We start from the raw sequence: 23,878 nt of genomic DNA, 5'->3' as shown, positions 1-23,878 counted from the left end.
TATCGCGACTATTTATGGCCGCGGTAGATCACTACACCCTAAGGACATCACAATGAACCTACAAACGTCTTTACCTTCAGGTAAACCCAAGACCTGGAAAGCAAGATATACCGTCCTGACACTGATCTGGCTGGCGTGGCTGCTCTCTTTTCTCGACAGAATGGTGATGAGCGTTTCACTCCCTTATATTGGCAAAGATTTAAATCTTGATACGACTCAACAAGGTTTAATTATTAGCGCCTTTTTTATTGGTTATGCCGCGTTTCAAATTCCCGGTGGATTACTGGCGGATAAGTTTGGCTCGCGAAAAATCATGGCCATTGGTATTGCATGGTGGTCTGTGTTCACCAGCTTAACCGGCGCTGTGCTGACGCTGCCGCTGATGTTAGCAGTACGTTTCTTCTTTGGTATCGGTGAGGGATGTTTCCCGTCGGCCTCATGGAAGATGATATCAACTTATTTCCCGTCGAAAGAACGTGGCCGCGCCACGGCGATTCAGTCAACGGTAAACACCTTAGGCCCAGCGCTGGCGGTAGTCGTGGCGGCAAGCATCATCGGGGCATTTGGCTGGCACATGGTTTTTATCGTGCTGGGTATTCCCGGTCTGTTTATCGCCGCAGGTATCTACTTATTTACGCGTGACAACCCGAAAGATCACCCTGCCATTACGCAACAAGACCTGGCGGAGCTGGCTGCTGACGACCAGGGGAGCCTGCAAAACACCAGTGCTATCGCGTTTAAAGACGTACTCAAAATGCCGGTGCTCTGGCAAATGGCCAGTATCTGGTTTTTGTTTGATATCACCTTCTGGGGTTTTTCAACCTGGCTGCCAAGCTACCTGATTACCGTACGAGAGTTTTCTCTGGCAAAGACCGGTGTCATGGCGGCCATTCCCTTCCTGTTCGGGGCTGGCGGAACATTATTAGGTGGTTATTGCTCAGACAAATTCAAACCCCAGCGTAAAACGCTGTATGTCGTAACCTCTGTTATTGCCGCGGGTTTCCTGTATCTGACCTTCAGCGTGAGCAGTGCAGATATGGCGGTGGTTTATCAGTGTATTTCAGCCTTGTTCATGTTTTTCGCTATGGCAACGTTCTGGGGTATTCTGATGGATACCATTCCCAGCAACATCATGGGGCGGGCATCCGGTATTGTTAACTTTGGCGGCCAGATGGCAGGGGTTGTATCAGCGCCCATCATCGGCTGGTTGATCCAAAGCAGCGGCGGAAGCTATAACAGCGCCTTTATCTTTATGATTGCCGCACTGTTGTGTTCTGCCGTCGTTACACTGACTGTGAAAAGCTCGCATGCAGTAGGGGCATTGCCCAGTAAAGCCTGATTAATCGCTGCCTCCCTGTGGCACTGCTGCTCCAGAGCTGCAGGGAGTTTCTCTCTAAATTCAGCAGGTTTGTACTCTTGTTCTCCATATTTGACCTGGTATGAAATTTATTTTTAGATAGCTATTCGCATATCCCCCTCGCAGTTCTGATGAACAATATCCCGGTTATATGTCCCAAAGCATTAAGAATAAATCATAATAAATGAGAGATTTGTCCTACGTGTGTAGGAATATTCCTTTTATGTTGTGTTAATGGTTTGATATTTAGATAGGCGCAAGGTTTAAAATTTGTAAATTACAGTGTTGCGTTTATACCTTGTTCTGCATTTTTTATAAAAAATGAATAAAATATACGCGTGATTATGTTAGGATTTACCTGATAAAGCCTTATTTTCAGAAATTATAATGTTGAAGGCTCGCCTGCTCTATAGCCATCGCCTCTCTTTATTTATCGGGATTCTTATACGCAATGAACGCGATAATCGTTGACGATCACCCATTGGCACGCATTGCCATCCGCAACTTACTCGATACTAATGGTATCGCTGTGACCACCGAACTCGACAGCGGAGATCAAGTGGTTCAAACCGTTGAAAAAACTAAGCCGGAGCTGTTGATTATCGATGTAGATATTCCCGGTATCAGTGGCATCGAAGTGCTGGAGCAACTGAGAAAGCGGCACTATGCTGGTGTAATCATTATCATTTCAGCCAAAAATGAATTTTTTTACGGTAAACGTAGCGCCGAATACGGTGCCAACGGATTTGTGAGTAAAAAAGAAGGTATGAATAATATTCTTGCCGCAATCGAAGCAGCAAAAAATGGCTATAGCTATTTTCCCTTTTCCCTTGAGCATTTTACTGGTTCATCCGTCAGCGAGCAGGATAAGCTTGATACGTTGTCGAATCAGGAAATGAGAGTATTGCGTTATATCCTTAATGGCATGGATTACAGCTCAATTGCCAGCAAAATGAATATCAGTAATAAAACGGTGAGTACCTATAAAAGCCGGTTGATGGAAAAATTAGATTGTTCATCATTAATGGAAATCTATGATTATGCGCAGAGAAATAAAATAGGATAGAGTAATGCTGGAACGCTTGTTTATTTTTTTGATGGTCATATTTACCATCGGGTTGTCTACGGGTGTAAGCTCAGCTCGGCAAGTTGAGCTAAAAAGTAACTATAATACTTCAGTACAAAATATCAGCTTGAACAGGGAAGAAACAAACTGGTTAGCGCATAAAAAAACCTTGGTTGTTGGTACCTGGTTACCTGAAGTCTCCCCCATTGTTTATCAAAATAGCGGCGAATATTATCGGGGAGTCAACGCAGATTACCTTGCGTTAATGCAAAAGAACCTCAATCTGAAAATCATTATAAAGCAGTATGATAATGAGCAAGAGGCGCTGGCCGCGCTCGCCAATAACGATGTTGATACGCTGATAACCCAACTGTCCCGACGCCAGGATGTGGGCGGAAATTTGTTGCGTACTTCGGTATTGCTGACGACGTGGCCGACGCTTGTAACATCACTAAAAAACACTATGCTGCCGCTGACCACGAACCATCAGGTTAGCGTCGCGTGCGTGCGGGATTGCCCTTTTCTCGATGTTATCCAGGGGGCTTTTCCTGAGGCTAAAGTCTCATTTTATGACGACGAGTATCAGGCCATGGCCTCGGTAGTGAATGGTGATAACCAATATTATATTGGTAACAATATCACCAGCAGCCATTGCATCTCTCGATACTTCTCACAATCACTGGTTATTACGCACTACTTTGATAAGCAAGAACAATATAATTATTTTGTCGTTAACGAAGATCAGCCGGTATTAAGAAATATTCTTGATGGTTTCATTACGTCAATCAGTAATGAAATTCATATGCAAGTCATGCAGAACTGGCTGAACCGCGGCAACCTTGCCTATCTGAATGCACCTATACCTTTCACCACTCAGGAAAAAGCGTGGTTGAAGAAAAAGCATGTCATCCGCATTTTAATCAACCCAGATTACCCGCCCTATACGCTGGTCGATCGCAGCGGTGAATTACGCGGTATTCTTGGCGATTTACTGAATATTATTCATCTGCAAACGGGGCTCGATTTTGAACCCATTTTAGCTAACTCTAAAAGTGAGCAGACAAAGCAAATAAGCGGCGAACAGTGGGATATGTATCCCACTATCACGCTCACTCATCAAAACCCGCACAATTCGACCTTTAGCGATCCTCTGATGAATGTGGCATTTGTGATGATCACTTCCCGTGAGGAAACCGCCGACTCGCTACTGGAGAAGCCGATACGTATTGCGCTACCAGCCGGGCATGTACTGGAAAGCGAGCTGAAGCAACGCTATCCGCAGGCCACCTGGGTTAATGCTGATACTGGCAGTGTTGCGATGGTCATGGTCAAGGAGGGCAGCGCTGATGCGGCAATTGCTACCGAATTGTCAGCAAGGTTTATGGTCGATCATTACTATCAGAAAAATATGCACTTTTTTAGGCTTCCAGATATGCCTGGTGCCTCTGTAAGTTTTGCGATTTCTTCTCACGATCCTATGTTGAAGTCTGTTATGGATAAAGCGCTACAGGCCATACCGCCACGTGAGATTTTGCAGATGACGGAGAAGTGGTCGAAAATTTCCAATACGCAGGTTGATTTATGGAGTCGATATAGCAAACAGTTCTATCAACTGGGGATATTCGCGCTGCTGCTGATAGCGATTAGCCTGATCTGGGGGATCTCACTCTCCCGTGAGGTAAAGAAAAGGAAACTATCTCAGCGGCTACTGGAAGAGCAGCTTCATCTCAAAGAGGCATTATCTCAAGAACTGGAAAACGAAAAGAATAAAGCGATTGAAGCAACCAAGGCCAAAAGTCGCTTTCTGGCGAGTATGAGCCATGAATTACGTACCCCGGTAAGTTCGATTGTTGGCTTTGTGGAATTACTGTCGAGTTCAGAACTCAGCCCGGCACAGCGAAAAGAGGCGATTGCCCTTACCGGGGCGACAGCCCAGTCATTGCTTGGGCTGATCGGTAAGATTCTGGATCTGGATAAGATTGAGTCTGGTAAATACCAGGTTGTTCCTCAATGGACGGATCTCTCGCAGCTCATTGAATTGCAGTGCCACTCTTTCGATGCTTTAGCCAGACAGAAAGGCATTACGCTGGCTTGCGTTAGCCAGTTGCCGGCAAACGAACGGGTATTTGTCGATCAGCAGGCTTTGCGGCAAATTCTCACCAACCTGGTAGGCAATGCGTTGAAGTTTACCGAGCAGGGCAGTATTCATGTGACGGCCCGTTTGACGCCTGACGGGGAGAATCACGGTACCCTGACCATTGCCATTAGCGACACCGGTTGCGGGATTAGTGAAGAGGAGCAGGCGGGGCTGTTTCATCGTTACGCTCAGGGGCGTTGCGGGCGTCAACAAACCGGTTCCGGTCTGGGGTTATTTATCTGTAAAGAACTGGTGACGCTGATGGGCGGGACGCTGGAGTTGATGAGCGTCCCGTTGCAAGGAACCACGTTTACCATAACGCTGCCGGTTGAAACGGCTCGACAGTCGATTGTACCGGATGGCGATGCGCCTGGTACTCTGTTACCACTTCCGTGTCTGTCTATTTTGATTGCAGACGACAACCCAACCAATCGCCTGCTGCTTAAGCGACAGTTGAATGCCATTGGCTACAACGTGGATGAAGCGTGTGATGGGGAGGAAGCAGAAGCCAAACTGGCGAAAAAATCGTACGATCTGCTGATAACCGATGTAAATATGCCGAAAAAAGACGGGTTTGATCTCGCGGCTTCGCTACGTCGTCAACAGCCGAATTTACAAATATGGGGACTGACGGCCAGCGCACTTCCACAGTCACGCGATCGATGCCTGCAAAATGGTATGAATTTGTGCCTGTTCAAGCCTGTGTCGATTCAGACACTGACACATGAGTTGAGTAAAATCGAAACCGGTTATTCGTCTCCTTGTTCAATCCGGCATTTGAAATTCAATGTGTTGACGGAGAATACCGGCGGCGATCGCGCACTAATGAACGAGATTCTCGAGACATTTCGCGAGGCAACGCTGAATGATATACAAGCGGCTGAGAAAGCTGTTCTGCAAGATGAACCTCAGCTGTTTTTGCGCGCTCTTCACCGGTTGCATGGCTCGGCGCAAATTCTGGGCATCACTGCGCTACAAAACCTGTGCGAACCTTTCGAATCCAGACGACCTGACGATCTTCCTCTGGCAGTACGCCAGGAGGCATTGCAGAAGATTATTGCTGTTATGCGGGAAATTGAGATTGAGATAGACAGTCTGATTAGCCATTAATCCCCCTGATCGGGTGGCCGTAGCTGCCCGATCAGGAGAGAAAGTCCTGGTTCAACACTCCGTAGTGCTGAGTATTACTGGCCTGCGCCGATCATCTCGCTATCGATCACAATACCTTCTTCAGCACCTTTTAACACAAGGTTTGCTTCATAATATTTACCGGAAGACAGCAGTTTTTGCGCGCTGGTAACGGCTTTACGAGTCTGATTCAGGGGCATCAGGTATTGGGTCTGAAGCACGCTGATACCAGCCAGTTGCAGGGTATCCACTGCACCTTTCCAGTCGCCTTTGGCCATTTTGCCATTCGCTGTTTTGATAGCGGATTCTTTGGCTGGAGTGGCAATATAGTCTTCTGACAGCGCGATCGTAGCGTTAATAACCACGTACTGATCGTCAATCATCTTGGCTTTAGGCGCAGTTTTTACAAATTTCGCCCAATCTTTGCTGTCGCCTGCCAGCAGGGAAGCGGCGTCATCGGTTAATTTTTTAGCGCTGTCAGGCTGTCCATGAAACAGGGCCAAACGAGCAAGCTGAATATCACGCATCGCATTTGCGCCTTGCACTGCGACCTGCATAATATCGGCAGCTTCTTTTTGAACATTTGCGGTAGTAGCTTGCGCCGGAGTGGTTGTGGTAGCAGTAGCAGCCATCACTGGTGCTGAACCCATCATGGTTGCAAGCACACCCGCAAGAATAATCTTTTTCATTACTTTCTCCTGAATAAATTTGGTATATGTCACCAAACGCAATAAGCATATTAAATAATGTTAAAGAGCGAAATCAGAACCACGATAGAATAATGACCGTTTAATCTTACAAGTGTCAGATGTCTGACATGTGTAGGAATATACGCATAGCGACATTCTCTTGTTCTTATATACGCTTCCTTAGCGGAAGTCTTATCATTCCATTGTAAGTAACATATGTTGAGTGAGTAATAATTCTTGTGTCAACAGGTTACATTGCGTTTATGTATAACGGAGGATGTATGTTTGTTTTTAATCAGCGTAGCCTGAGAGCGTTTAATGAAAAAACACTCGTTCATTATAAAAAGCATGCGACGATTATGGCGGTGTTGATGTTGGTTTGTGGCATCTGCTGCTTGATTTATCCGATTGCTGCAGGTGTTTATTTAAGCTATGCAACTGGCTTTATGTTCCTGGTATGTGGTTTTTATTCTATTTATAGCCTGTTTAGCTCAAGTAAAAAGCAATTGAAAGCCAAATTTACCTATGCCTTTTTTGCTATCGCGTGGTTACTGCTGGGTTACTGTTTCCTGGTGAATCCTGTGATAGGCATGAATTCATTGGCAATGGTATTTTGCTGCCTGTTTATTCTGGGTGGTATTTTTCGTATCGCATCTGGGGTCAAACTGTTCCACAGTCCGGGTTATGGATGGAACATTTTTATTGGTATTTTTGACCTGCTTATTGCCGGCGTCTGGCTGAATATGGATCCCGACAGATCGTATGTATTTACCTCAATTTTTATTGGTGTCGAGATGATCTTTAGTTCTTTAGCTTTTATCAGTCTGCGTAGAAATGCGACGCTGGTAAAAACTGATAAGCTCGCCGATAAAAAATAATGCTACCTCTGGAGCGCATAGTGAATATTAAAATGATGGTTTCTGCAGCTATTCTTGTGACCTCTGTTATGGCGCCAATGACCCGTGCTTTTGCTACTCAGGCAACGGAAGCTGCGCCACAAGATATGACCTGTAAAGAATTCGTTGATATGAGTCAGCAATACAAGACGGCAATTGCCTTTGTGATTGTTAATAAAAATTCGGACTTTAAAGGCGATGATTATGTTCCCCTGCATGAGGTGGAAACGGAAGCTGTACCGAAAATGGTTAAAATGTGTCATCAGCATCCGAATACAAAACTGGGTGAACTGGCTGTAAATCTGAAAGGTTCCGGTCTGCACTATTGATTAACCGTTTTGATAGCCTGGCTTTAGTTAGAATTGACAACCTCTGTACCTGCCCCAGTTGTTCCCCTACAAGAAAATCTGCGTAATGCTTACCCCGCTATCCACGAGAAACTCGCTGGATAGCCGTGCCCGCTAATAACTGTAGACCTGACAAATGAAGTCCCATCCCTGGATTTAATAATCTAAACCCAGGGATAGGGCAGGGGATCAACGTCGGGCTTTAAATCGCGCTAACGTATTTTCAACGAGTACAAAGAATACTGGAACAAAATAGATCGCCAGTACCGTCGCGGCCAGCATCCCACCGATAACCCCCGTACCGACGGCATTTTGCGCGCCAGAGCCCGCGCCGTTGCTTATTGCTAGTGGAATTACCCCTAGGATGAAGGCCAGTGAGGTCATCAGAATAGGACGTAAGCGCATTTGCGCGGCTTCCACCGCGGCTTCAAGCGGCGTTTTCCCTTCTTTCTGCATAATCTCGACGGCAAACTCGACGATCAAAATAGCATTTTTAGCCGATAGCCCCATCGTGGTGAGTAGGCCGACCTGGAAATAAACATCATTGCTCAGGCCGCGCAGATCGGTGGCCAGCAACGCGCCGACCACCCCGATTGGCACAACCAGCATCACCGAGAACGGGATCGACCAGCTTTCATACAGCGCCGCCAGCGCCAGAAATACGACGATCAGCGAAATGCCGTACAGCATTGGTGCCTGGTTTGTGGATAGCGCCTCCTGATAAGACAGACCGGTCCAGGCATAACCGACGCCTGCGGGCAGTTTATTAATCAGCGATGCCATAAATTTCATCGCATCACCGCTGCTTTTCCCTTCTACCGGCTGACCCAGAATTTCCATTGCTGGCTGACCATTGTAGCGTTCAAGGCGTGGAGAGCCGTAGGTCCACTCGGTTGATGAGTAGGCGGAAAGCGGGGTCATCGCGCCAGAGGCATTACGTACATACCAGTGATTAATATTATCAGGCAACATACGGAACGGCGTATCGGCCTGGACATACACTTTTTTTACGCGCCCCTGGTTCAGGAAATCATTGACGTAGCGACTACCGAACGCGGTGGAGATGGTCTGATTAATATCCGATAACGCAACGCCCATAGCTTCAGCCTTTTTGGCATCGACGTGAATGCGGAACATCGGCGTATCTTCCAGGCCGTTTGGGCGCACCCCGTCGACCTCACCTGAGGACTGATTGGCCAGAGCCAAAAGCTCGTTTCGGGCCTGCATCATTTTTTCATGCCCAAGATTACCGTTATCCAGCAACTCCATATCAAACCCTGATGCGGTGCCTAATTCCGCGACCGCGGGTAAATTGAACGGATAAACGACGGCATTATTGATGGTACTTAAGGCCATCATTGCTCGTCGAATAATGGCGGTAACCGAGTTTTCTTCGCCAACGCGTTCTGACCACGGCTTCAGGCTGATAAACGCCAGGCCATTATTTTGTCCCTGACCGCTGAAACCAAATCCGCCGACGGTGAAAACAGAAGCAACGTTTTTCTGTTCTTTCGTCAGGTAGTAGTCCGTTATTTCCCCGAGCACTTTGCTGGTGTTCACCATCGTTGAACCTGAGGGCAATTGCGCCGTGGTCATGAATACCCCCTGGTCTTCTTCAGGCAAAAAGGAGGTCGGCGTACGTAAAAACAGCACCATCATGCCCGCGCCAATGACTAAGTAAACGACCATGTAACGGCCCGTGCAACGTAACAGTTTTCGGGTGCTGTCCGTGTAGTGCTGAGTGCATTTCTCCATGAAATGATTGAATCGGGTAAACAGAAAATGCGTATTTGCCTGCTCGTCATCATGTGCTTTTAACAGCATGGCGCAGAGTGCTGGCGTCAGGCTCATCGCCACAAACACCGACAGCAGCATGGAGGAGATCAAGGTGATGGAAAACTGACGGAAAATTTCTCCTGTCGCGCCGCTCATAAATGCCATCGGCATAAATACGGCGGATAACACGACGGCAATACCAACCAGCGCCCTCTGGAGCTGGCCCATTGCTTTATGCGTTGCCGCTTTTGGAGACAAGTGCTCTTCAGCAATAATACGTTCTACGTTCTCAACCACCACGATAGCATCATCGACTAACAACCCTATCGCCAGCACCATGCCAAACATCGTGAGCGTATTAATCGAAAAACCGGCGACGTCGAGAATGGCAAAGGTGCCGAGGATAACCACCGGAACGGCGATAGTGGGGATAAGCGTCGCACGAAAACTTTGCAAAAACAGGTACATGACGAGGAATACCAGAATGATTGCCTCGATCAAAGTATGAAAAACACCCTGAATCGAAATTTCGATAAACGGCGTGGTGTCATAGGGATAAACGGTTTTCATGCTGGCCGGAAACCAGGCTGATAATCTGTTCAGCTCTTGTTTAACAGCTTGGGACGTTTCAAGGGCATTGGCGCCTGCGGCAAGTTTAATCGCAATCCCGGCGGCGGGTTTGCCGTTGTAACGTGCAACCGTGGCATAATTTTCCGCACCCAGCTCAATGCGTGCGACATCACGCAGCAGAACCTGAGAACCATCTTGCTGAACTTTAAGGAAGATCTTGCCAAATTCATCGGTTGTTTGCAGACGCGTCTGGACGATTATCGACGCATTTAATTGCTGATCGGCTGACTGAGGCATGCCCCCCAGTTGCCCGCCAGATATCTGATTATTCTGTACTTTGAGCTGGGTAATGACGTCCTCGGGAGTGAGGTTATACTTGTCGAGCTTTTGCGGATCCAACCAGATGCGCATGGCGTATTGCGAACCGAATAACTGCACGCTCCCCACCCCGGCAGTGCGGCTTAGCGGATCTTTAATGTTCGAGGCCACATAGTCGGCAATATCATATTGGCTCAGGCTGTTATTATCAGAGATAAAACCGGCGACCATTAAGATATTGCTGCTGGATTTATCAACGCTGATCCCTTGCTGTTGTACTTCCTGTGGCAAGGAAGGCATCGCCAGCTGCAGTTTATTCTGTACCTGAACCTGCGCAATATCGGGTGATGTACCCGTTTTGAAGGTCAGGATAATCGAGGCATTACCTGCCGCATCACTGGTGGATGACATATACATCAGGCCATCAAGACCATTCATATTCTGTTCAATCACCTGGGTGACGGAGTCTTCAACGGTCTTTGCATCTGCCCCGGGGTAGGCCGCGCTGATGGTAATGGTTGGGGGCGCAATTTGTGGATATTGGGCGACTGGCAGGTTCATTATCGCGATACCGCCCGTAAACATCATGATAATAGCGAGCACCCAGGCGAAAACTGGGCGCTCAATAAAAAAGTTGGCCATAAAGAAAGTGTCCTTAATACCTGAAATATTACTGTTCAGCTACCGTGTCAGGTGTGTTCAGTTTTGAAGGGAGGACCCGGGCTTTGCTTCCCGGACGAATTCTTTGTAATCCGGACACAATGACCCGATCGCCGGGGCGTAATCCCGCGGTCACTAACCATTGATTACCAACGGCCTTCACTGCGTTTATTTCACGCAGTTGCACTACGTTTTCCTGGTCAAGGATCAGCGTGGTGGCTTTTCCTTGCTCGTTGTGCGTAATTCCTTGCTGGGGGACCATCAACACGTTTTGTTGACTGCCTTCGTCCAGCAACGCAGTGACATACATGCCGGGTAAAATTTCACCTTCAGGATTGGGAAATATGGCGCGCAGGGTTACCGAACCGGTGGTCTCATCAACAGCGGGATCGGAAAACTCAAGCGTACCGGTATGGCGATAGGGTTTGCCGTTTTCCAGCATCAGCTCAACCGGAATTTTGCCTTGTTGCTGGGCAATTTTGCCGTTGGCTTTCTCTTCTTTAAGGCGTAAGAAGTCCTGTACTGACTGCGTTAAATCAACATAGATCGGATCTAATCTCTGAACGGTGACCAGCGAGTTTTCCTGATTAGCAGTAACCAGGGCACCCACGGTCACGGAAGATTTGCCGCTAATGCCATCAATGGGCGAGGTAACATTGGCGTATCGAAGATTGATAGTGGCTTGTTCAAGATCCGCTTTAGCGACGGCAACATTGGCTTGCGCTTCATTAAGCTGTGAACGCGTGGTGTCATAGTCCTGGCGGCTGACGTAATTAGATTGTATTAATGCTGACTGCCGATTTAGTGTCAGACGAACATTATTGGCGGTAGCCTGTGCCTTTGCCAACGCGCCTTTGGCTGAGTCCAGTCGTGCCTGCAGTGGGGCTGGATCAATTTGATACAGTGATTCTCCTTTGCTGACTTTATCACCTTCAACAAAGTTGCGTTTTATGATGATCCCACCAACCTGAGGGCGGATTTCGGCGATCTCGAACGCAAGCGCGCGACCCGGAAGTTCACTTTTAATATTTACTGAGGAGGGGGCTAAGGTAACAACGCCGACCTCGGGCTCCATGGTGGTTTTTACTGCAGGTTTATTATCGCAGGCGGTGATGATGACGCTACTAAAGAATAATGGTATCAACAGTAAGCATTTTCTGTTCATAGTAATCCCTGAATAATGTGTAAACACAAATGTTCTTTTATTGCATGCAGGGTGGGGGAGTTGTCGGTAAATAACAAAAGATGGTCAGGCATGAGAAGGGTAAAGCCCATTTCTTCGCTAAAGAATTAGCGGTTAAAAATTATATGTAACAGGAAGAACGCATGTTAAGCGAAGGATCTCATGAAGCAGGATGGCGCAATAAGATAAACGCGGGGTAATGAGAAGGGTTGTTTGCCAACACCTGACTCCGGAATATAGTCGCGCCATCTTACCTCTGGGATTATTTCACTAGCTCCGGAGTTACCTGAGTTACTGTATTAGCGTAGTAAGGCGCTCCCCACATCGGCTCTGGCCAGAACGCACCGTAACCATAATCCCACATATTATAAGTGGTGTTGACAGACTCGGTTAAATGCCAAACCTGGATACCTTGTAAATCAACTTTAACAAAGTTGTACGGGACTTTGTTGATGAATCCTGACTCATCGCCTTGAATTGTTCCCAAAATAGTCACGAAATGGTTTCTGTAGTTTACTGGATCGAGGAAACCTTTCTGCTGGGCAAGAATACGTCCCTGATAGCTCGCGTCAATTTGTGGCTTAGCAGAGTCGTTCAGTGGCAAAACGGCGATTTCCAGCAACGTATCTTTTTTGGTGTTAATCACATTGATGACTTTACCGCCAAAACGGGCCTGCTGACCGGTATATAAACCGGGCTGGTTATGCACGGAGATAAAGTTTTTTTGGATATCGGGTTGATTATTACCTTTGATATTCTCAGGAATGGCGGCACATGATGCCAGGGTGAAAGCAAGGGCAATAATCATCAACCCTTTTGTATTTTTCATTTTACTTTCCTGCTTAAAAAAGACAGGGCTATAGTAAACCTTTGCGTATTATTGTCAGCACACGCATTGTTGATTATCTGAAATTAATATAATTGTAGCTCATGGTAATAACGGAATGTATTTTATCTGGCCGCTGAATGATGGCGATATTTTCAACGACCATAAAAGTAACTGCAGACATCACGATTTCACGTCACGCTGGCGGGAATGTAATAAAGCGGATCATCAATTTTCGCGGCGCTCCTCAACCGACAGAATGACCGCGTTCATTACTCCCGTCACCTAGCCGGTAAGCCAGCGCCACGACCAGTGACTGTACCAGGCACAGCGTCGCTGACTGGGAACGAAACGCGTCGACCTGCGCCTCTTTCACCACAAAGCAGAGATCGCTGAATGTTGCCAGCGGGCTTATCTGGCTGTCGGTAATCACGATCTGGCGCGCGCCGGCATTGGCCGCAGTTTCGCTGACCATCACCGTTTCTTCCGCATAAGGCGAGAAGCTTATCGACACCACGATATCGCGCGCTTTAATGCGGTTAATTTGCTCGCGCAGCATTCCGCCCATTCCGTCGAGCAAAATAGGGCGACACTCAAGATGGCTCAGGGCGTAGGTGAGATAGGCGGCGACGCTAAACGAACGACGTAGACCGGCGATGTAAATGGTGTCGGCTTCTGCCAGCAATTGTACGGCGCGTTCCAGCATTTCAGGTTCGGCACGGGCTGCCAGCTGCTGGAGCGCTTGAGTATTCGAACGGGCGAACTCCTGCAGGATATCGAGCGGGGTTTCCGGCACGGCTTCGCTTTCCATCTCACGGAACATGCGCGCGCGGTCGCTGTAGCTGGCGGTTTCCTCCACCAGGTTCATACGAAACAGCTGTTTCATTTCGTTGAAGCCGGTGAAGTCAAAGGCATTGGCGAAGCGGATCAGCGTTGAGGGTGGCACTCCGGCACGTTCAGCAATGACGGCAACCGTATCAAAGGCCACGCTATTGGTATTATCCAGCACATAGCGGGACACCTGCTGCAGCCGCTTACTCAGGCTATCGTAGCGATCGCGGATTTGCTGCTGCAGCTCGTTCAGGCTGGTTGCTGTTGTCATTTTACCTCCTGGTACATAGTTTTATGATTCTAAACGCAAAACCGCGTCTTTGAAATGTCACTCATTCATCTGGCTGTAAAAACGAAACAAAAGCTTCAGGTTTGCCGTTCTCTGAAACGTTCTGCCAGTGCACGCTAATCATGCGATTCCGCTTGTTAACATAAAAACCCATCCTTGATCACATTAATCATTATTTATTTTATTTCAACTTAAAATGGAATGTTTGTTTCATATATAGTACACAGATAACAGTGTTCAGGTAACAGTCACGTATCAACAGCGAGAGGTTAAGGATGGAGACAGTAGCGAATTTTATCTACGGCGAATGTGTCACCGGTTCAGGCCAGCGCGTTCAGGCAATCTTCAACCCGGCCACCGGCGAGCAGATCCGCCAGGTGGTGATGAGTACGACACAGGAAACCGAGCTGGCCATTGCGGCAGCGCACGACGCATTCCCCGGGTGGGCGCGCCATTCTCCGTTAAAACGTGCGCGAGTGATGTTCCGCTTTAAGGCGCTGTTGGAAGAAAACATGGAGAGGCTGGCTCGCATCATCAGCGAAGAGCATGGCAAGGTGTTCTCTGACGCAGTTGGTGAGCTGACCCGTGGCCTGGAAGTGGTGGAGTTTGCCTGCGGCATCCCACATCTGCAAAAGGGTGAACACTCAGCCAACGTAGGCACCGGCGTCGATAGCCATTCGTTGATGCAACCTCTCGGGGTTTGCGTCGGGATCACGCCGTTTAACTTTCCGGCAATGGTACCAATGTGGATGTTCCCCATCGCGCTGGCAACCGGGAATACCTTTGTGCTGAAACCCTCGGAAAAAGATCCTTCTCTCGCCCTGGCTCTGGCGAGACTGCTGCAAGAGGCGGGCCTGCCGGACGGCGTGTTCAACGTCGTACAGGGAGATAAAGAGTCCGTCGACGTGCTGCTGACTGACCCGCGCGTGCAAGCCGTGAGCTTTGTCGGCTCTACGCCGATTGCGGAATACATTTATCAGACAGCGTCAGCCCACGGTAAGCGTTGCCAGGCGTTAGGTGGTGCTAAAAATCACTGCATTTTAATGCCGGATGCCGACATGGATATGGCGACCAACGCCATTATGGGTGCCGCTTACGGCGCGGCGGGTGAACGCTGCATGGCGCTTTCTGTCGTGCTGGCGGTGGGTGATAAAACGGCAGATGAGCTGTGCTCGAGACTGGAAAAACAGATTGCGGCGCTGCGTGTCGGGCCGGGGCTTGATCAGACACCGGAAAACGAAATGGGACCGCTTATCTCCTCGGTGCATCGGAATAAAGTGCTCGGGTATATCGACAGTGGGGAATCTCAAGGAGCCAGCCTGCGTGTGGATGGTCGACGTTTTAGCGTCAAAGGTCATGAGCAGGGCTATTTTGTTGGGCCGACCCTGTTTGATAACGTCACGCCGGAGATGACCATTTATAAAGAAGAGATTTTTGGACCGGTGCTTTCTGTGGTGCGCGTAGCAGATTACAGCAGCGCGGTGGAACTGATTAACCGTCATGAATATGGTAACGGCACGGCAATTTTCACACGTGATGGCGGCTGTGCGCGTCGCTTCTGCGAAGAGGTGCAGGCGGGCATGGTGGGCGTTAACGTGCCTATTCCGGTGCCGATGGCGTTCCACAGTTTTGGCGGCTGGAAGCGGTCCATTTTTGGTGCGCTCAATGTTCACGGCAATGATGGCGTGCGCTTCTACACCCGGATGAAAACCGTCACCGCACGCTGGCCGGAGATGCTGCAGGACACAGGGGCAGCGTTCTCCATGCCAACGCTGGGCTGACAGGAGGGTTTATGCAAACCGAACGTATGACCATGGCTCAGGCGCTGGTCAAATTCCTTAATCAACAATATATCTGTGTCGATGGCGTGGAAACCCCCTTTGTCGAGGGGGTCGCCACCATCTTTGGTCACGGTAATGTGCTTGGCATTGGCCAGGCGCTTGAGCAGGATCCCGGTCATTTGCAGGTGATGCAGGGATGTAATGAGCAGGGAATTGCGCACATGGCGACCGGATTCGCCAAACAGCATCGGCGCCAGCGTATTTTTGCCGTGACGTCATCGGTTGGGCCGGGAGCGGCGAATATGGTGACCGCAGCGGCGACCGCAACGGCGAACCGTATTCCGCTGTTGCTGTTGCCCGGGGATGTATACGCCAGCCGTCAGCCGGACCCGGTATTGCAGCAAATTGAGCAATACCATGACCTTGGCATCAGCACCAACGACTGCTTCCGCCCGGTCTCGCGTTACTGGGACCGGATTAACCGCCCGGAGCAGTTAATGAGTGCGATGCTAAACGCGATGCGAACGCTTACTGACCCCGCAGATACTGGTGCCGTGACTATCTGCCTGCCACAGGATGTACAGGGAGAAGCCTGGGACTATCCACAGAGTTTCTTTGCGCGCCGCGTTCATCTGATTGAACGTCGACCGCCCGACCCACAGCGTCTGGCGATGGCGCGGGCGCTGATTGCCCGCAAACGCCGTCCGCTGGTGGTATGCGGCGGCGGGGTACGATATTCCGGCGCGCATGAGGCGTTTCGTACGTTTGTTGAAACGCTGCAACTGCCGTTTGCCGAAACTCAGGCCGGAAAAGGCGCACTGGTTAGTGACCACCCACTTAACCTCGGAGGCATTGGAGTAACTGGAGGGATGGCAGCGAATCAGCTCGCACCGCAAGCCGATCTGGTGATCGGCATCGGTACGCGCCTCACCGACTTTACCACCGGTTCGAAAGCGCTGTTTTCTCATCCGGAGGTTGAGTTCCTGCTGCTGAATGTGGCGGAGTTTGACGCGCTGAAGCTTGATGCCACCGCGCTTATCGCCGACGCCCGTACCGGGCTGACGGCGTTAACTGAAACGCTGAAAGACTACCGCAGCGGTTGGGGGAAGGAGGTCACGCAGGCGCAAGAGGCCTGGCGCGATGAGTGCCAACGTTTATGGGATCGCGACTGGCGTCCCGGCGACGAACCCGAAGTGGCAGGGCATCTTGACGCTCAGTTGGCGGAATATGGCGACACGCTAAACACCCGGTTGACCCAGACGAAGGTGCTGGGACTTATCAATCAGCACATTGAAGATAACGCTATCGTCGTGGGGGCCGCTGGATCGCTGCCTGGCGATTTACAGCGTATCTGGCAGGTCAAAACCCCGGACAGCTATCACCTGGAATACGGCTACTCCTGTATGGGCTATGAAATTGCGGCTGCTATTGGAGCCAGGCTGGCGAAGCCACGGCAGCCGGTTTATGCCATGGTGGGGGATGGCTCATACATGATGCTGCATTCCGAGCTACAAACCGCCGTTCAGGAGGGGATAAAAGTCACTATCCTGTTGTTTGATAACGCCAGCTTCGGGTGCATTAACAACCTGCAGATGGGGCATGGGATGGGGAGTTTCGGTACGGAAAACCGCCACCGCAACCCGCAAACCGGACGGTTAGATGGACCGTTGGTGAAGGTCGATTTTGCCAAAAACGCGGAAAGCTACGGCTGTCGGGCATGGCGCGTACATGACGAGCAAAGCCTGCTGGCGGCGCTGGAAGCCTCCCGTGTGCATTCGGGGCCTGTGCTGCTGGATATCAAAGTTCTGCCGAAAACCATGACCCACGACTATGCCTCCTGGTGGCGCACTGGCGATGCGCAGGTGGCAGACTCTCCGTCGGTGCGAAAAGCGGCTGAGCAGACGTTTGAGCAGGTGAAAAACGCACGTCAGTACTAAAAGCGATTAATGCCGGATGGCGCTGCGCTTATCCGGCCTACAGCGGATTCTACCTTCTGGCGGGATAAGGCGTTAGCGTCGTCATCCGGCAACCTGCGACAACGAAATTTTCATTTCATTTTTCCTTTCTCTTCATCCATCACCTCCTTCCTGAACGGAAGGGGGCCAATTCCTTCATCTTTCCTGTCTTTATGTTGTGATATTGATAACAAATTTTATCTCGATCATCTCAAAAGTGTTAACTTGCACCCAAAAACATAATTTTCACTATTTATAAAAATGAAATAAATGTTTTATTTAAGGTGTCGTTAGTTCATCGCATTCACCAACACCGGGAGCCGTTATGTTTAACATTGCTTTACTGGGCGCTGGCCGAATTGGCCAGGTACATGCAGCTAACATTGCCAGTCACAGTGCTACTACCCTCTGGTCGGTCGTCGACCCGAATCAGGAATTTGCCACTCGTCTTGCCACACAGTACCAGGCTCGTTTGCAAAGCCTGGATGAGGCGATGACGGACCCTAACGTTCACGCCGTGCTGATTGCCTCCGCGACCGATACCCACGCGGATCTGATTGAAATGGCCGCACGCCACGGCAAAGCCATCTTCTGTGAAAAGCCGGTCCACCTGGATCTGGCCCGTGTACGCGACTGTCTGAAAGTGGTCAAAGAGTACGACGTACCGTTGTTTATCGGTTTCAACCGCCGCTTCGATCCGCAGTTTCGCCGCGTGAAAACTGACGCACTGGCCGGGCGTATCGGTAAACCGGAATCGCTGCTGATCATCTCCCGCGATCCGTCGCCGCCGCCTGCGGAATATGTGCGCGTATCCGGCGGTATGTTCCGCGATATGACCATCCACGATTTTGATATGGCGCGCTTTATCATGGGCGAAGAGCCGGTTTCGGTGTATGCCCAGGGCAGCAATCTGGTGGATCCGGCGATTGGCGAAGCGGGCGATATCGACACCGCGTTCATCGTACTGAAATACGCCTCCGGCGCGATGGCGACCATCGTCAACAGCCGCCGTTCTTCTTACGGATACGATCAGCGCCTTGAGCTGCACGGCTCTGAAGGGCTGCTGTGCGCGGGCAATATTCTCGAAAACCAGGTGCAGCACTACGGCAAACAGGGCTGCACCAGCGCGTTACCTGAACACTTCTTCCTGCAGCGTTATAAATCGGCCTATGCCGCGGAATGGGAACACTTTGTTGCGGTACTGCGCGGCGAAGCGGTCCCTGATTGCAGCGGGGACGATGGCGAGCGTGCGCTGTATCTGGCGGATAAAGCGCTGGAGTCACTGCATAGCCAGCGTGAAGTTCTCCTCTGATTGTCACCACAACCTACCCTACACAGAGAGACATAATAATGAAAAAATTGATCTTAGCTGTCCTCATCGCCATGACATCCGGGGCAGCCATTGCTGAAAACGAGCAAATTGTTTTCAGTACGCCAAACCTGGCGATGCCATTTGAAGTTCACATGCAGCGCACGGCGGTGAAAGCCGCAAAAGAGATGGGCGTGAATTTACAGGTCCTGGACGGGCAGGGTAGCTCGCCAAAACAGGTCGCTGACCTGGAAAACGCCATAACTCGTGGCGCACAGGGCTTTATTGTTTCGCCGAACGATGTCAACGCGGTATCCAGCGCGGTAGATGAAATTCAGGATGTGAAACTGCCCGTGGTCACGCTCGACCGCTCCGTTGACAGCCAGAAAAAAGTGCCGCACTTCGGCGCGAACAACTACAAAGGCGGCCAGGCGATTGGCGACTTTGTCAAAACCAAATTCCCAGACGGGGCAGACATTATTCTGCTGACCGGCCAGCCAGGCTCCTCCTCCAACATTGAACGTACTAAAGGTATTCGCGACAGCCTGAAGGCGGGCGGTGAAAAGTACAAGATCGTTGCCGACCAGACGGGTAACTGGATGCGTTCTGAAGGGATGCGCATTGTTGAAAGCGTGCTGCCTTCGCTGCCGAAACGCCCACAGGTGATCCTCTCCGCTAACGACGATATGGCGCTGGGCGCGATTGAAGCGTTACAGGGACAAGGACTGAAGCCGGGTGAAGTTCTGGTCACGGGATTCGATGCCGTGCCGGAAGCACTGGCGCGTGTGCGCGACGGTTGGCTGGCAGTGACGGCGGATCAACGTCCTGGCTTTGCGGTGAAAACGGCCATGAGCCAGTTGGTGAATAACGTCCGTGAGAAGACTGCGATCACCGGGGCTGACTACCCGCCAACGCTTATCACTAAAGAAAATTTGCAGCAGGCCGAGCGTATTAGTGAGGCCGGTAACTGATATGTCCGGAGCCGCCGTTACGGCGGCTCACTCTAAAGGAGGAGCAGACCGATGTCGCAACCCTTACTGAAAGTGACCGACCTAGCGAAAAGCTTTTCCGGCGTTTGGGCGCTGAGCAGCGCACAACTGACTGTCGGAGCAGGCGAAATTCATGCGCTGTTAGGTGAGAACGGTGCCGGAAAATCGACCCTGCTGAAAGCGCTGGCGGGCGCACAGCCGCAAACACGCGGGGATATTTGGTTCAACGGCGAAACATTGCCGGTAGAAGACTCTCCGGTTGAGCGGCAGAACAAGGGCATTATCACGATTTATCAGGAATTTAATCTGCTGCCCAATATGACCGTCGCCGAGAATATGTTCCTCGGACGCGAACCGCGTAAACGCAATCTGATTGTGGACGAAAAGGCGGTAAATCAGGAGGCGCAGGTGATTCTGGATTACCTGCAACTGAACGTTGCGCCAACCACGGCCGTGGCCCGACTGAGCGTGGCGCAGCAGCAAATGGTGGAAATTGCGCGGGCGCTGACGCTGAACGCAAAGCTGATCATCATGGATGAACCTTCCGCCGCGCTGAGCGACAGCGAAGTGGAAAGTCTGCACCGGGTGGTGCGGGAACTTAAAGGGCGTGGCGTGAGCATTATCTACGTCACCCATCGCCTGCATGAAGTTTTTCAACTCTGCGACCAGTTCACCGTTTTTCAGGATGGACGATTCACCGGGAATGGCGCGGTTGCACAGACCACCGTAGAACAGCTGATCCGTCTGATGGTGGGGCGCGATGTGGCCTTTAATCGCCGCCCGGCCAGCGAAACTCACCATGAAGATAAACCTGTGCGTCTGGCGGTGAAGGGGCTTAGCCGCGAAAAACCGCCGCTGGATCCGCATGGCATCGCGCTGCACGACATTAGCTTCCACGTGCATGCTGGCGAAGTATTAGGTATTGCCGGACTGGTGGGTGCCGGGCGCACCGAAGTGGCCCGCTGCCTGTTTGGCGCCGACGGTTTTACCTCCGGCAGCTTTGAACTTGATGGTGTGCCGTATCAGCCGCGCGATCCGCTGTTTGCGCTGGATCAGGGGCTGGCGCTGGTACCGGAAGATCGTAAAAAAGAGGGCGCAGTGTTGGGACTGTCGATCCGCGACAACCTGTCGCTCTCCAGCCTGTCGTCACTGCTGCACTGGCGCTGGTTTGTGAATACCGGCAAAGAAGATGCCCTGATTGAGTCTTACCGCCAGGCGCTGCAGATCAAAATGGTCAACAGTGCGCAGGAGGTGCGCAAGCTCTCCGGCGGAAACCAGCAAAAAGTGATCCTCGCGCGCTGCATGGCGCTTAACCCTCGGGTGTTGATTGTGGATGAACCGACGCGCGGCATCGATGTTGGCACCAAATCAGAAGTCCATCAGGTGCTGTTTGATATGGCGAAAAAGGGCGTGGCGGTGATTGTGATCTCCTCCGATCTGCCGGAAGTCATGGCGGTTTCCGATCGGATCATCACGTTGAGTGAAGGTCGGGTGACTGGCGAGATCCACGGCGATGACGCCAACGAAGAGCGGCTAATGACGATGATGGCCATCAACCATAACGCCCTGAATGCGGCATAACGGAGTGACTCATGACGCAGATTATTTCTAAAACGCAGGTTCCAGCCAAACGCGGTGGACGTCTTGATCCCATTGCCTTTTTTGAGCGCTTTGGGGTGCTGATTTTTATGATCCTGCTGCTGATTTTCTTTCAGTTGCAGAACAGCAATTTTCTTTCTGAACGCAACATTTTCAACATTCTGACCGAAGTCTCCATCTACGGGATCATGGCGGTGGGGATGACGTTTGTCATTCTGACTGCCGGCATCGATCTGTCGGTGGGCTCTATCCTGGCGGTCTGCGCTATGACCGCCGCGTATGTGATCAAGGGCGACAACTTCACCACCGTCGATCCGAACGCCTGGGGCGGCATGAGCTGGCTGATTGGTCTTGGTATCTGTATGGCGATGGGCACCGCGATTGGTTTTCTGCATGGCCTCGGCGTGACCCGCCTGCGTCTGCCGCCGTTTATCGTCACCCTCGGCGGGATGACCATCTGGCGCGGCCTGACGCTGGTGATCAACGACGGCGCGCCGATTGCCGGTTTCGACGCGGGATACCGCTGGTGGGGACGCGGCGAGCTGCTCGGCATTTCGATTCCAATCTGGATCTTTGCTCTGGTCGCCATTGGCGGTTACCTGGCACTGCATAAAACCCGCTGGGGGCGCTTCGTATACGCCATCGGCGGCAACCCGGAGGCGGCGCGTCTGGCAGGGGTCAATGTGAAGCGCGTGCTGGTGAGCGTCTACGTGCTGATTGGCTGTCTGGCGGGGCTGGCGGGCTTCATCCTCAGTGCGCGGTTGGGCAGTGCGGAAGCGGTCGCCGGGATCTCCTTTGAGCTGCGCGTCATCGCTTCGGTGGTCATTGGCGGCACGTCGCTGATGGGTGGATACGGGCGTATCGGCGGCACCATTATCGGCTCGATCATCATGGGCATCCTGATTAACGGTCTGGTGCTGATGAACGTCTCGGCTTACTACCAACAAATTATTACCGGCTTAATTATCGTTCTGGCGGTGGCGTTCGATACCTACGCCAAGAGCCGTCGCGGCGCACTGTGAGGATCATGATGAAAGAAGTTCGTATTGGATTGATTGGCACCGGGTATATCGGCAAGGCGCATGCTATCGCCTATGCCCAGGCCCCGACGGTGTTTAACCTGCGCGGCAAACTGGTGCGTGAAATGGTAGCGGAAGTTTCTCCGGAGCTGGCGGCCGAGCGGGCACAGGCGTTTGGCTTCAATCGTTCAACCGGAGACTGGCGTGCGCTGGTGGCCGACCCGGCCATTGATGTCGTGGATATTTGCTCTCCCAACCATCTGCATAAAGAGATGGCGCTGGAAGCGATTCGCCATGGCAAGCATGTGTACTCGGAAAAACCGTTGGCGCTGAACGCCCACGACGCGCGTGAAATGGTTGAGGCCGCACAGCGGGCAGGAGTGAAAACCCTGGTGGGGTTCAACTATATGAAGAACCCAACGGCGCAGCTGGCGAAAGAGATCATTGAGCGCGGAGAAATTGGCGAGGTGATCCATTTCTACGGCACCCACAACGAAGACTACATGGCCGATCCGCTTGCGCCGATCCACTGGCACTGTTTTAAAGAAACGGCGGGTCTGGGGGCACTTGGCGATCTGGCGGCGCATATCGTCAATATGGCGCAGTACCTGGTTGGCGATATTCATCAGGTCTGCGGCGACCTGAAGATCGTGGTGCCACAGCGTCAGGCGCAAGTCGGTTCCTCGCAAATGGTGACGGTAGAGAACGAAGATCAGGCCCACGCGATGGTGCGCTTTGCAGGCGGTGCGCAAGGGGTGATTGAAACCTCCCGCGTCGCCTGTGGCCGCAAGATGGGGTTGTCGTATGTGATTACCGGGACCAAAGGAACCATCAGTTTTACCCAGGAGCGCATGGCTGAGCTGAAGCTCTATTTGCATGACGATCCGGTCAACCGCCAGGGGTTTCGCACTTTACTGGTTGGTCCTTCGCATCCGGACTACGGCGCGTTTTGCATGGGAGCCGGGCATGGTATCGGTTTTAACGACCAGAAAACTGTGGAAGTGCGCGACCTGGTGGACGGCATTGCCGCCGATGCGCCGATGTGGCCGGACTTCGAAGAGGGCTGGAAGGTGTCGCGTGTGCTTGACGCTATCGCACTCTCGCACCTGGAAGGCCGCTGGCTGAATGTGAACGATATTGTCTGAAGAGGTAT

The 23,878-nt window shown here is 51.2% G+C and carries 17 protein-coding genes; 12 read left to right on the top strand and 5 right to left on the bottom strand.

The window, feature by feature from the left end; genetic code table 11:
• The first annotated feature begins 52 nt into the window (after nt 1-52).
• The 3 genes from WC1_RS06625 to WC1_RS06635 all read left to right on the top strand — a co-directional run bounded on the left by WC1_RS06625 (nt 53) and on the right by WC1_RS06635 (nt 5,670).
• Nucleotides 53-1,339 (top strand): MFS transporter, encoded by a 1,287-nt coding sequence (locus tag WC1_RS06625; protein ID WP_003839760.1) that lies wholly within the window; start codon nt 53-55, stop codon nt 1,337-1,339.
• A gap of 469 nt (nt 1,340-1,808) precedes the next feature.
• Nucleotides 1,809-2,423: an acid-sensing system DNA-binding response regulator EvgA gene (gene evgA, locus WC1_RS06630; RefSeq protein WP_003839762.1), complete on the top strand. Its 615-nt coding sequence runs from the start codon at nt 1,809-1,811 to the stop codon at nt 2,421-2,423.
• A 4-nt stretch (nt 2,424-2,427) separates the two neighbouring features.
• On the top strand, nt 2,428-5,670 hold the full coding sequence (locus tag WC1_RS06635) for an ATP-binding protein (protein ID WP_016150841.1): 3,243 nt from the start codon (nt 2,428-2,430) through the stop codon (nt 5,668-5,670).
• Nucleotides 5,671-5,744: 74 nt separating this feature from the next.
• Here the strand turns inward: WC1_RS06635 and WC1_RS06640 are convergent, their stop codons facing one another.
• Nucleotides 5,745-6,377, bottom strand: coding sequence for a YfdX family protein (locus WC1_RS06640; RefSeq protein WP_016150840.1), 633 nt, complete (start codon nt 6,375-6,377; stop codon nt 5,745-5,747).
• 281 nt (nt 6,378-6,658) lie between these two features.
• Here WC1_RS06640 and WC1_RS06645 point away from each other — a divergent pair, with 281 nt between their 5' ends.
• Together WC1_RS06645 and WC1_RS06650 are read left to right on the top strand one after the other, a co-directional pair.
• A complete protein-coding gene (locus WC1_RS06645) occupies nt 6,659-7,255 on the top strand; it encodes a DUF308 domain-containing protein (protein ID WP_003845975.1) in 597 nt (198 codons plus the stop codon).
• On the top strand, nt 7,255-7,602 hold the full coding sequence (locus tag WC1_RS06650; RefSeq protein WP_008321512.1) for an HdeA/HdeB family chaperone: 348 nt from the start codon (nt 7,255-7,257) through the stop codon (nt 7,600-7,602). The genes WC1_RS06645 and WC1_RS06650 overlap by 1 nt, the downstream gene beginning before the upstream one ends.
• Nucleotides 7,603-7,809: 207 nt before the next feature.
• On the opposite strand, the gene WC1_RS06655 is transcribed toward WC1_RS06650, so the two are convergent.
• The 4 genes from WC1_RS06655 to WC1_RS06670 all read right to left on the bottom strand — a co-directional run bounded on the left by WC1_RS06655 (nt 7,810) and on the right by WC1_RS06670 (nt 14,055).
• Nucleotides 7,810-10,926, bottom strand: a complete 3,117-nt coding sequence (locus WC1_RS06655; RefSeq protein WP_003839771.1) for an efflux RND transporter permease subunit — start codon at nt 10,924-10,926, stop codon at nt 7,810-7,812.
• A gap of 28 nt (nt 10,927-10,954) precedes the next feature.
• Nucleotides 10,955-12,109 (bottom strand): efflux RND transporter periplasmic adaptor subunit, encoded by a 1,155-nt coding sequence (locus WC1_RS06660; RefSeq protein ID WP_016150839.1) that lies wholly within the window; start codon nt 12,107-12,109, stop codon nt 10,955-10,957.
• 280 nt (nt 12,110-12,389) lie between these two features.
• The gene (locus tag WC1_RS06665) at nt 12,390-12,956 is read right to left on the bottom strand and encodes a Slp family lipoprotein (protein ID WP_003839775.1); all 567 of its coding nucleotides are present in this window, start codon (nt 12,954-12,956) and stop codon (nt 12,390-12,392) included.
• A 244-nt stretch (nt 12,957-13,200) separates the two neighbouring features.
• Nucleotides 13,201-14,055: a MurR/RpiR family transcriptional regulator gene (locus tag WC1_RS06670; RefSeq protein WP_003839777.1), complete on the bottom strand. Its 855-nt coding sequence runs from the start codon at nt 14,053-14,055 to the stop codon at nt 13,201-13,203.
• Between the two features lie 293 nt (nt 14,056-14,348).
• On the opposite strand from WC1_RS06670, the gene WC1_RS06675 reads away from it, so the two are divergent.
• The 7 genes from WC1_RS06675 to WC1_RS06705 all read left to right on the top strand — a co-directional run bounded on the left by WC1_RS06675 (nt 14,349) and on the right by WC1_RS06705 (nt 23,870).
• Nucleotides 14,349-15,854: a CoA-acylating methylmalonate-semialdehyde dehydrogenase gene (locus tag WC1_RS06675; protein ID WP_016150838.1), complete on the top strand. Its 1,506-nt coding sequence runs from the start codon at nt 14,349-14,351 to the stop codon at nt 15,852-15,854.
• Between the two features lie 11 nt (nt 15,855-15,865).
• The gene (gene iolD, locus WC1_RS06680) at nt 15,866-17,791 is read left to right on the top strand and encodes a 3D-(3,5/4)-trihydroxycyclohexane-1,2-dione acylhydrolase (decyclizing) (RefSeq protein ID WP_016150837.1); all 1,926 of its coding nucleotides are present in this window, start codon (nt 15,866-15,868) and stop codon (nt 17,789-17,791) included.
• 343 nt (nt 17,792-18,134) lie between these two features.
• Entirely contained in the window at nt 18,135-19,121 is a 987-nt protein-coding gene (iolG, locus tag WC1_RS06685) for an inositol 2-dehydrogenase (protein WP_003845960.1), read from the top strand.
• 38 nt (nt 19,122-19,159) lie between these two features.
• Nucleotides 19,160-20,089: a substrate-binding domain-containing protein gene (locus WC1_RS06690; RefSeq protein ID WP_003845958.1), complete on the top strand. Its 930-nt coding sequence runs from the start codon at nt 19,160-19,162 to the stop codon at nt 20,087-20,089.
• Between the two features lie 51 nt (nt 20,090-20,140).
• Complete coding sequence (locus tag WC1_RS06695; protein WP_016150836.1) at nt 20,141-21,688, top strand: sugar ABC transporter ATP-binding protein; 1,548 nt, start codon at nt 20,141-20,143, stop codon at nt 21,686-21,688.
• An 11-nt stretch (nt 21,689-21,699) separates the two neighbouring features.
• The gene (locus WC1_RS06700) at nt 21,700-22,728 is read left to right on the top strand and encodes an ABC transporter permease (protein ID WP_003839791.1); all 1,029 of its coding nucleotides are present in this window, start codon (nt 21,700-21,702) and stop codon (nt 22,726-22,728) included.
• Nucleotides 22,729-22,736: 8 nt separating this feature from the next.
• A complete protein-coding gene (locus tag WC1_RS06705) occupies nt 22,737-23,870 on the top strand; it encodes a Gfo/Idh/MocA family protein (protein ID WP_016150835.1) in 1,134 nt (377 codons plus the stop codon).
• Nucleotides 23,871-23,878: the final 8 nt, after the last annotated feature.

Source organism: Citrobacter sp. KTE30, from assembly GCF_000398825.1.
GTDB lineage: Bacteria > Pseudomonadota > Gammaproteobacteria > Enterobacterales > Enterobacteriaceae > Citrobacter > Citrobacter freundii.
Note: the sequence above shows the minus strand (reverse complement) of the source record. Positions and strands in the feature narration are given on the sequence as shown.

Bases quoted from the DNA above. Each gene is read 5' to 3' on its own strand.
- WC1_RS06675 (WP_016150838.1), top strand. From the start codon at position 14,349: ATGGAGACAGTAGCGAATTTTATCTACGGCGAATGTGTCACCGGTTCA.
- WC1_RS06650 (WP_008321512.1), top strand. From the start codon at position 7,255: ATGCTACCTCTGGAGCGCATAGTGAATATTAAAATGATGGTTTCTGCA.
- WC1_RS06640 (WP_016150840.1), bottom strand. From the start codon at position 6,377: ATGAAAAAGATTATTCTTGCGGGTGTGCTTGCAACCATGATGGGTTCA.
- WC1_RS06695 (WP_016150836.1), top strand. From the start codon at position 20,141: ATGTCGCAACCCTTACTGAAAGTGACCGACCTAGCGAAAAGCTTTTCC.
- evgA (WP_003839762.1), top strand. From the start codon at position 1,809: ATGAACGCGATAATCGTTGACGATCACCCATTGGCACGCATTGCCATC.
- WC1_RS06645 (WP_003845975.1), top strand. From the start codon at position 6,659: ATGTTTGTTTTTAATCAGCGTAGCCTGAGAGCGTTTAATGAAAAAACA.
- WC1_RS06700 (WP_003839791.1), top strand. From the start codon at position 21,700: ATGACGCAGATTATTTCTAAAACGCAGGTTCCAGCCAAACGCGGTGGA.
- WC1_RS06660 (WP_016150839.1), bottom strand. From the start codon at position 12,109: ATGAACAGAAAATGCTTACTGTTGATACCATTATTCTTTAGTAGCGTC.
- WC1_RS06665 (WP_003839775.1), bottom strand. From the start codon at position 12,956: ATGAAAAATACAAAAGGGTTGATGATTATTGCCCTTGCTTTCACCCTG.
- iolG (WP_003845960.1), top strand. From the start codon at position 18,135: ATGTTTAACATTGCTTTACTGGGCGCTGGCCGAATTGGCCAGGTACAT.
- WC1_RS06690 (WP_003845958.1), top strand. From the start codon at position 19,160: ATGAAAAAATTGATCTTAGCTGTCCTCATCGCCATGACATCCGGGGCA.
- WC1_RS06655 (WP_003839771.1), bottom strand. From the start codon at position 10,926: ATGGCCAACTTTTTTATTGAGCGCCCAGTTTTCGCCTGGGTGCTCGCT.
- iolD (WP_016150837.1), top strand. From the start codon at position 15,866: ATGCAAACCGAACGTATGACCATGGCTCAGGCGCTGGTCAAATTCCTT.
- WC1_RS06670 (WP_003839777.1), bottom strand. From the start codon at position 14,055: ATGACAACAGCAACCAGCCTGAACGAGCTGCAGCAGCAAATCCGCGAT.
- WC1_RS06625 (WP_003839760.1), top strand. From the start codon at position 53: ATGAACCTACAAACGTCTTTACCTTCAGGTAAACCCAAGACCTGGAAA.
- WC1_RS06635 (WP_016150841.1), top strand. From the start codon at position 2,428: ATGCTGGAACGCTTGTTTATTTTTTTGATGGTCATATTTACCATCGGG.
- WC1_RS06705 (WP_016150835.1), top strand. From the start codon at position 22,737: ATGAAAGAAGTTCGTATTGGATTGATTGGCACCGGGTATATCGGCAAG.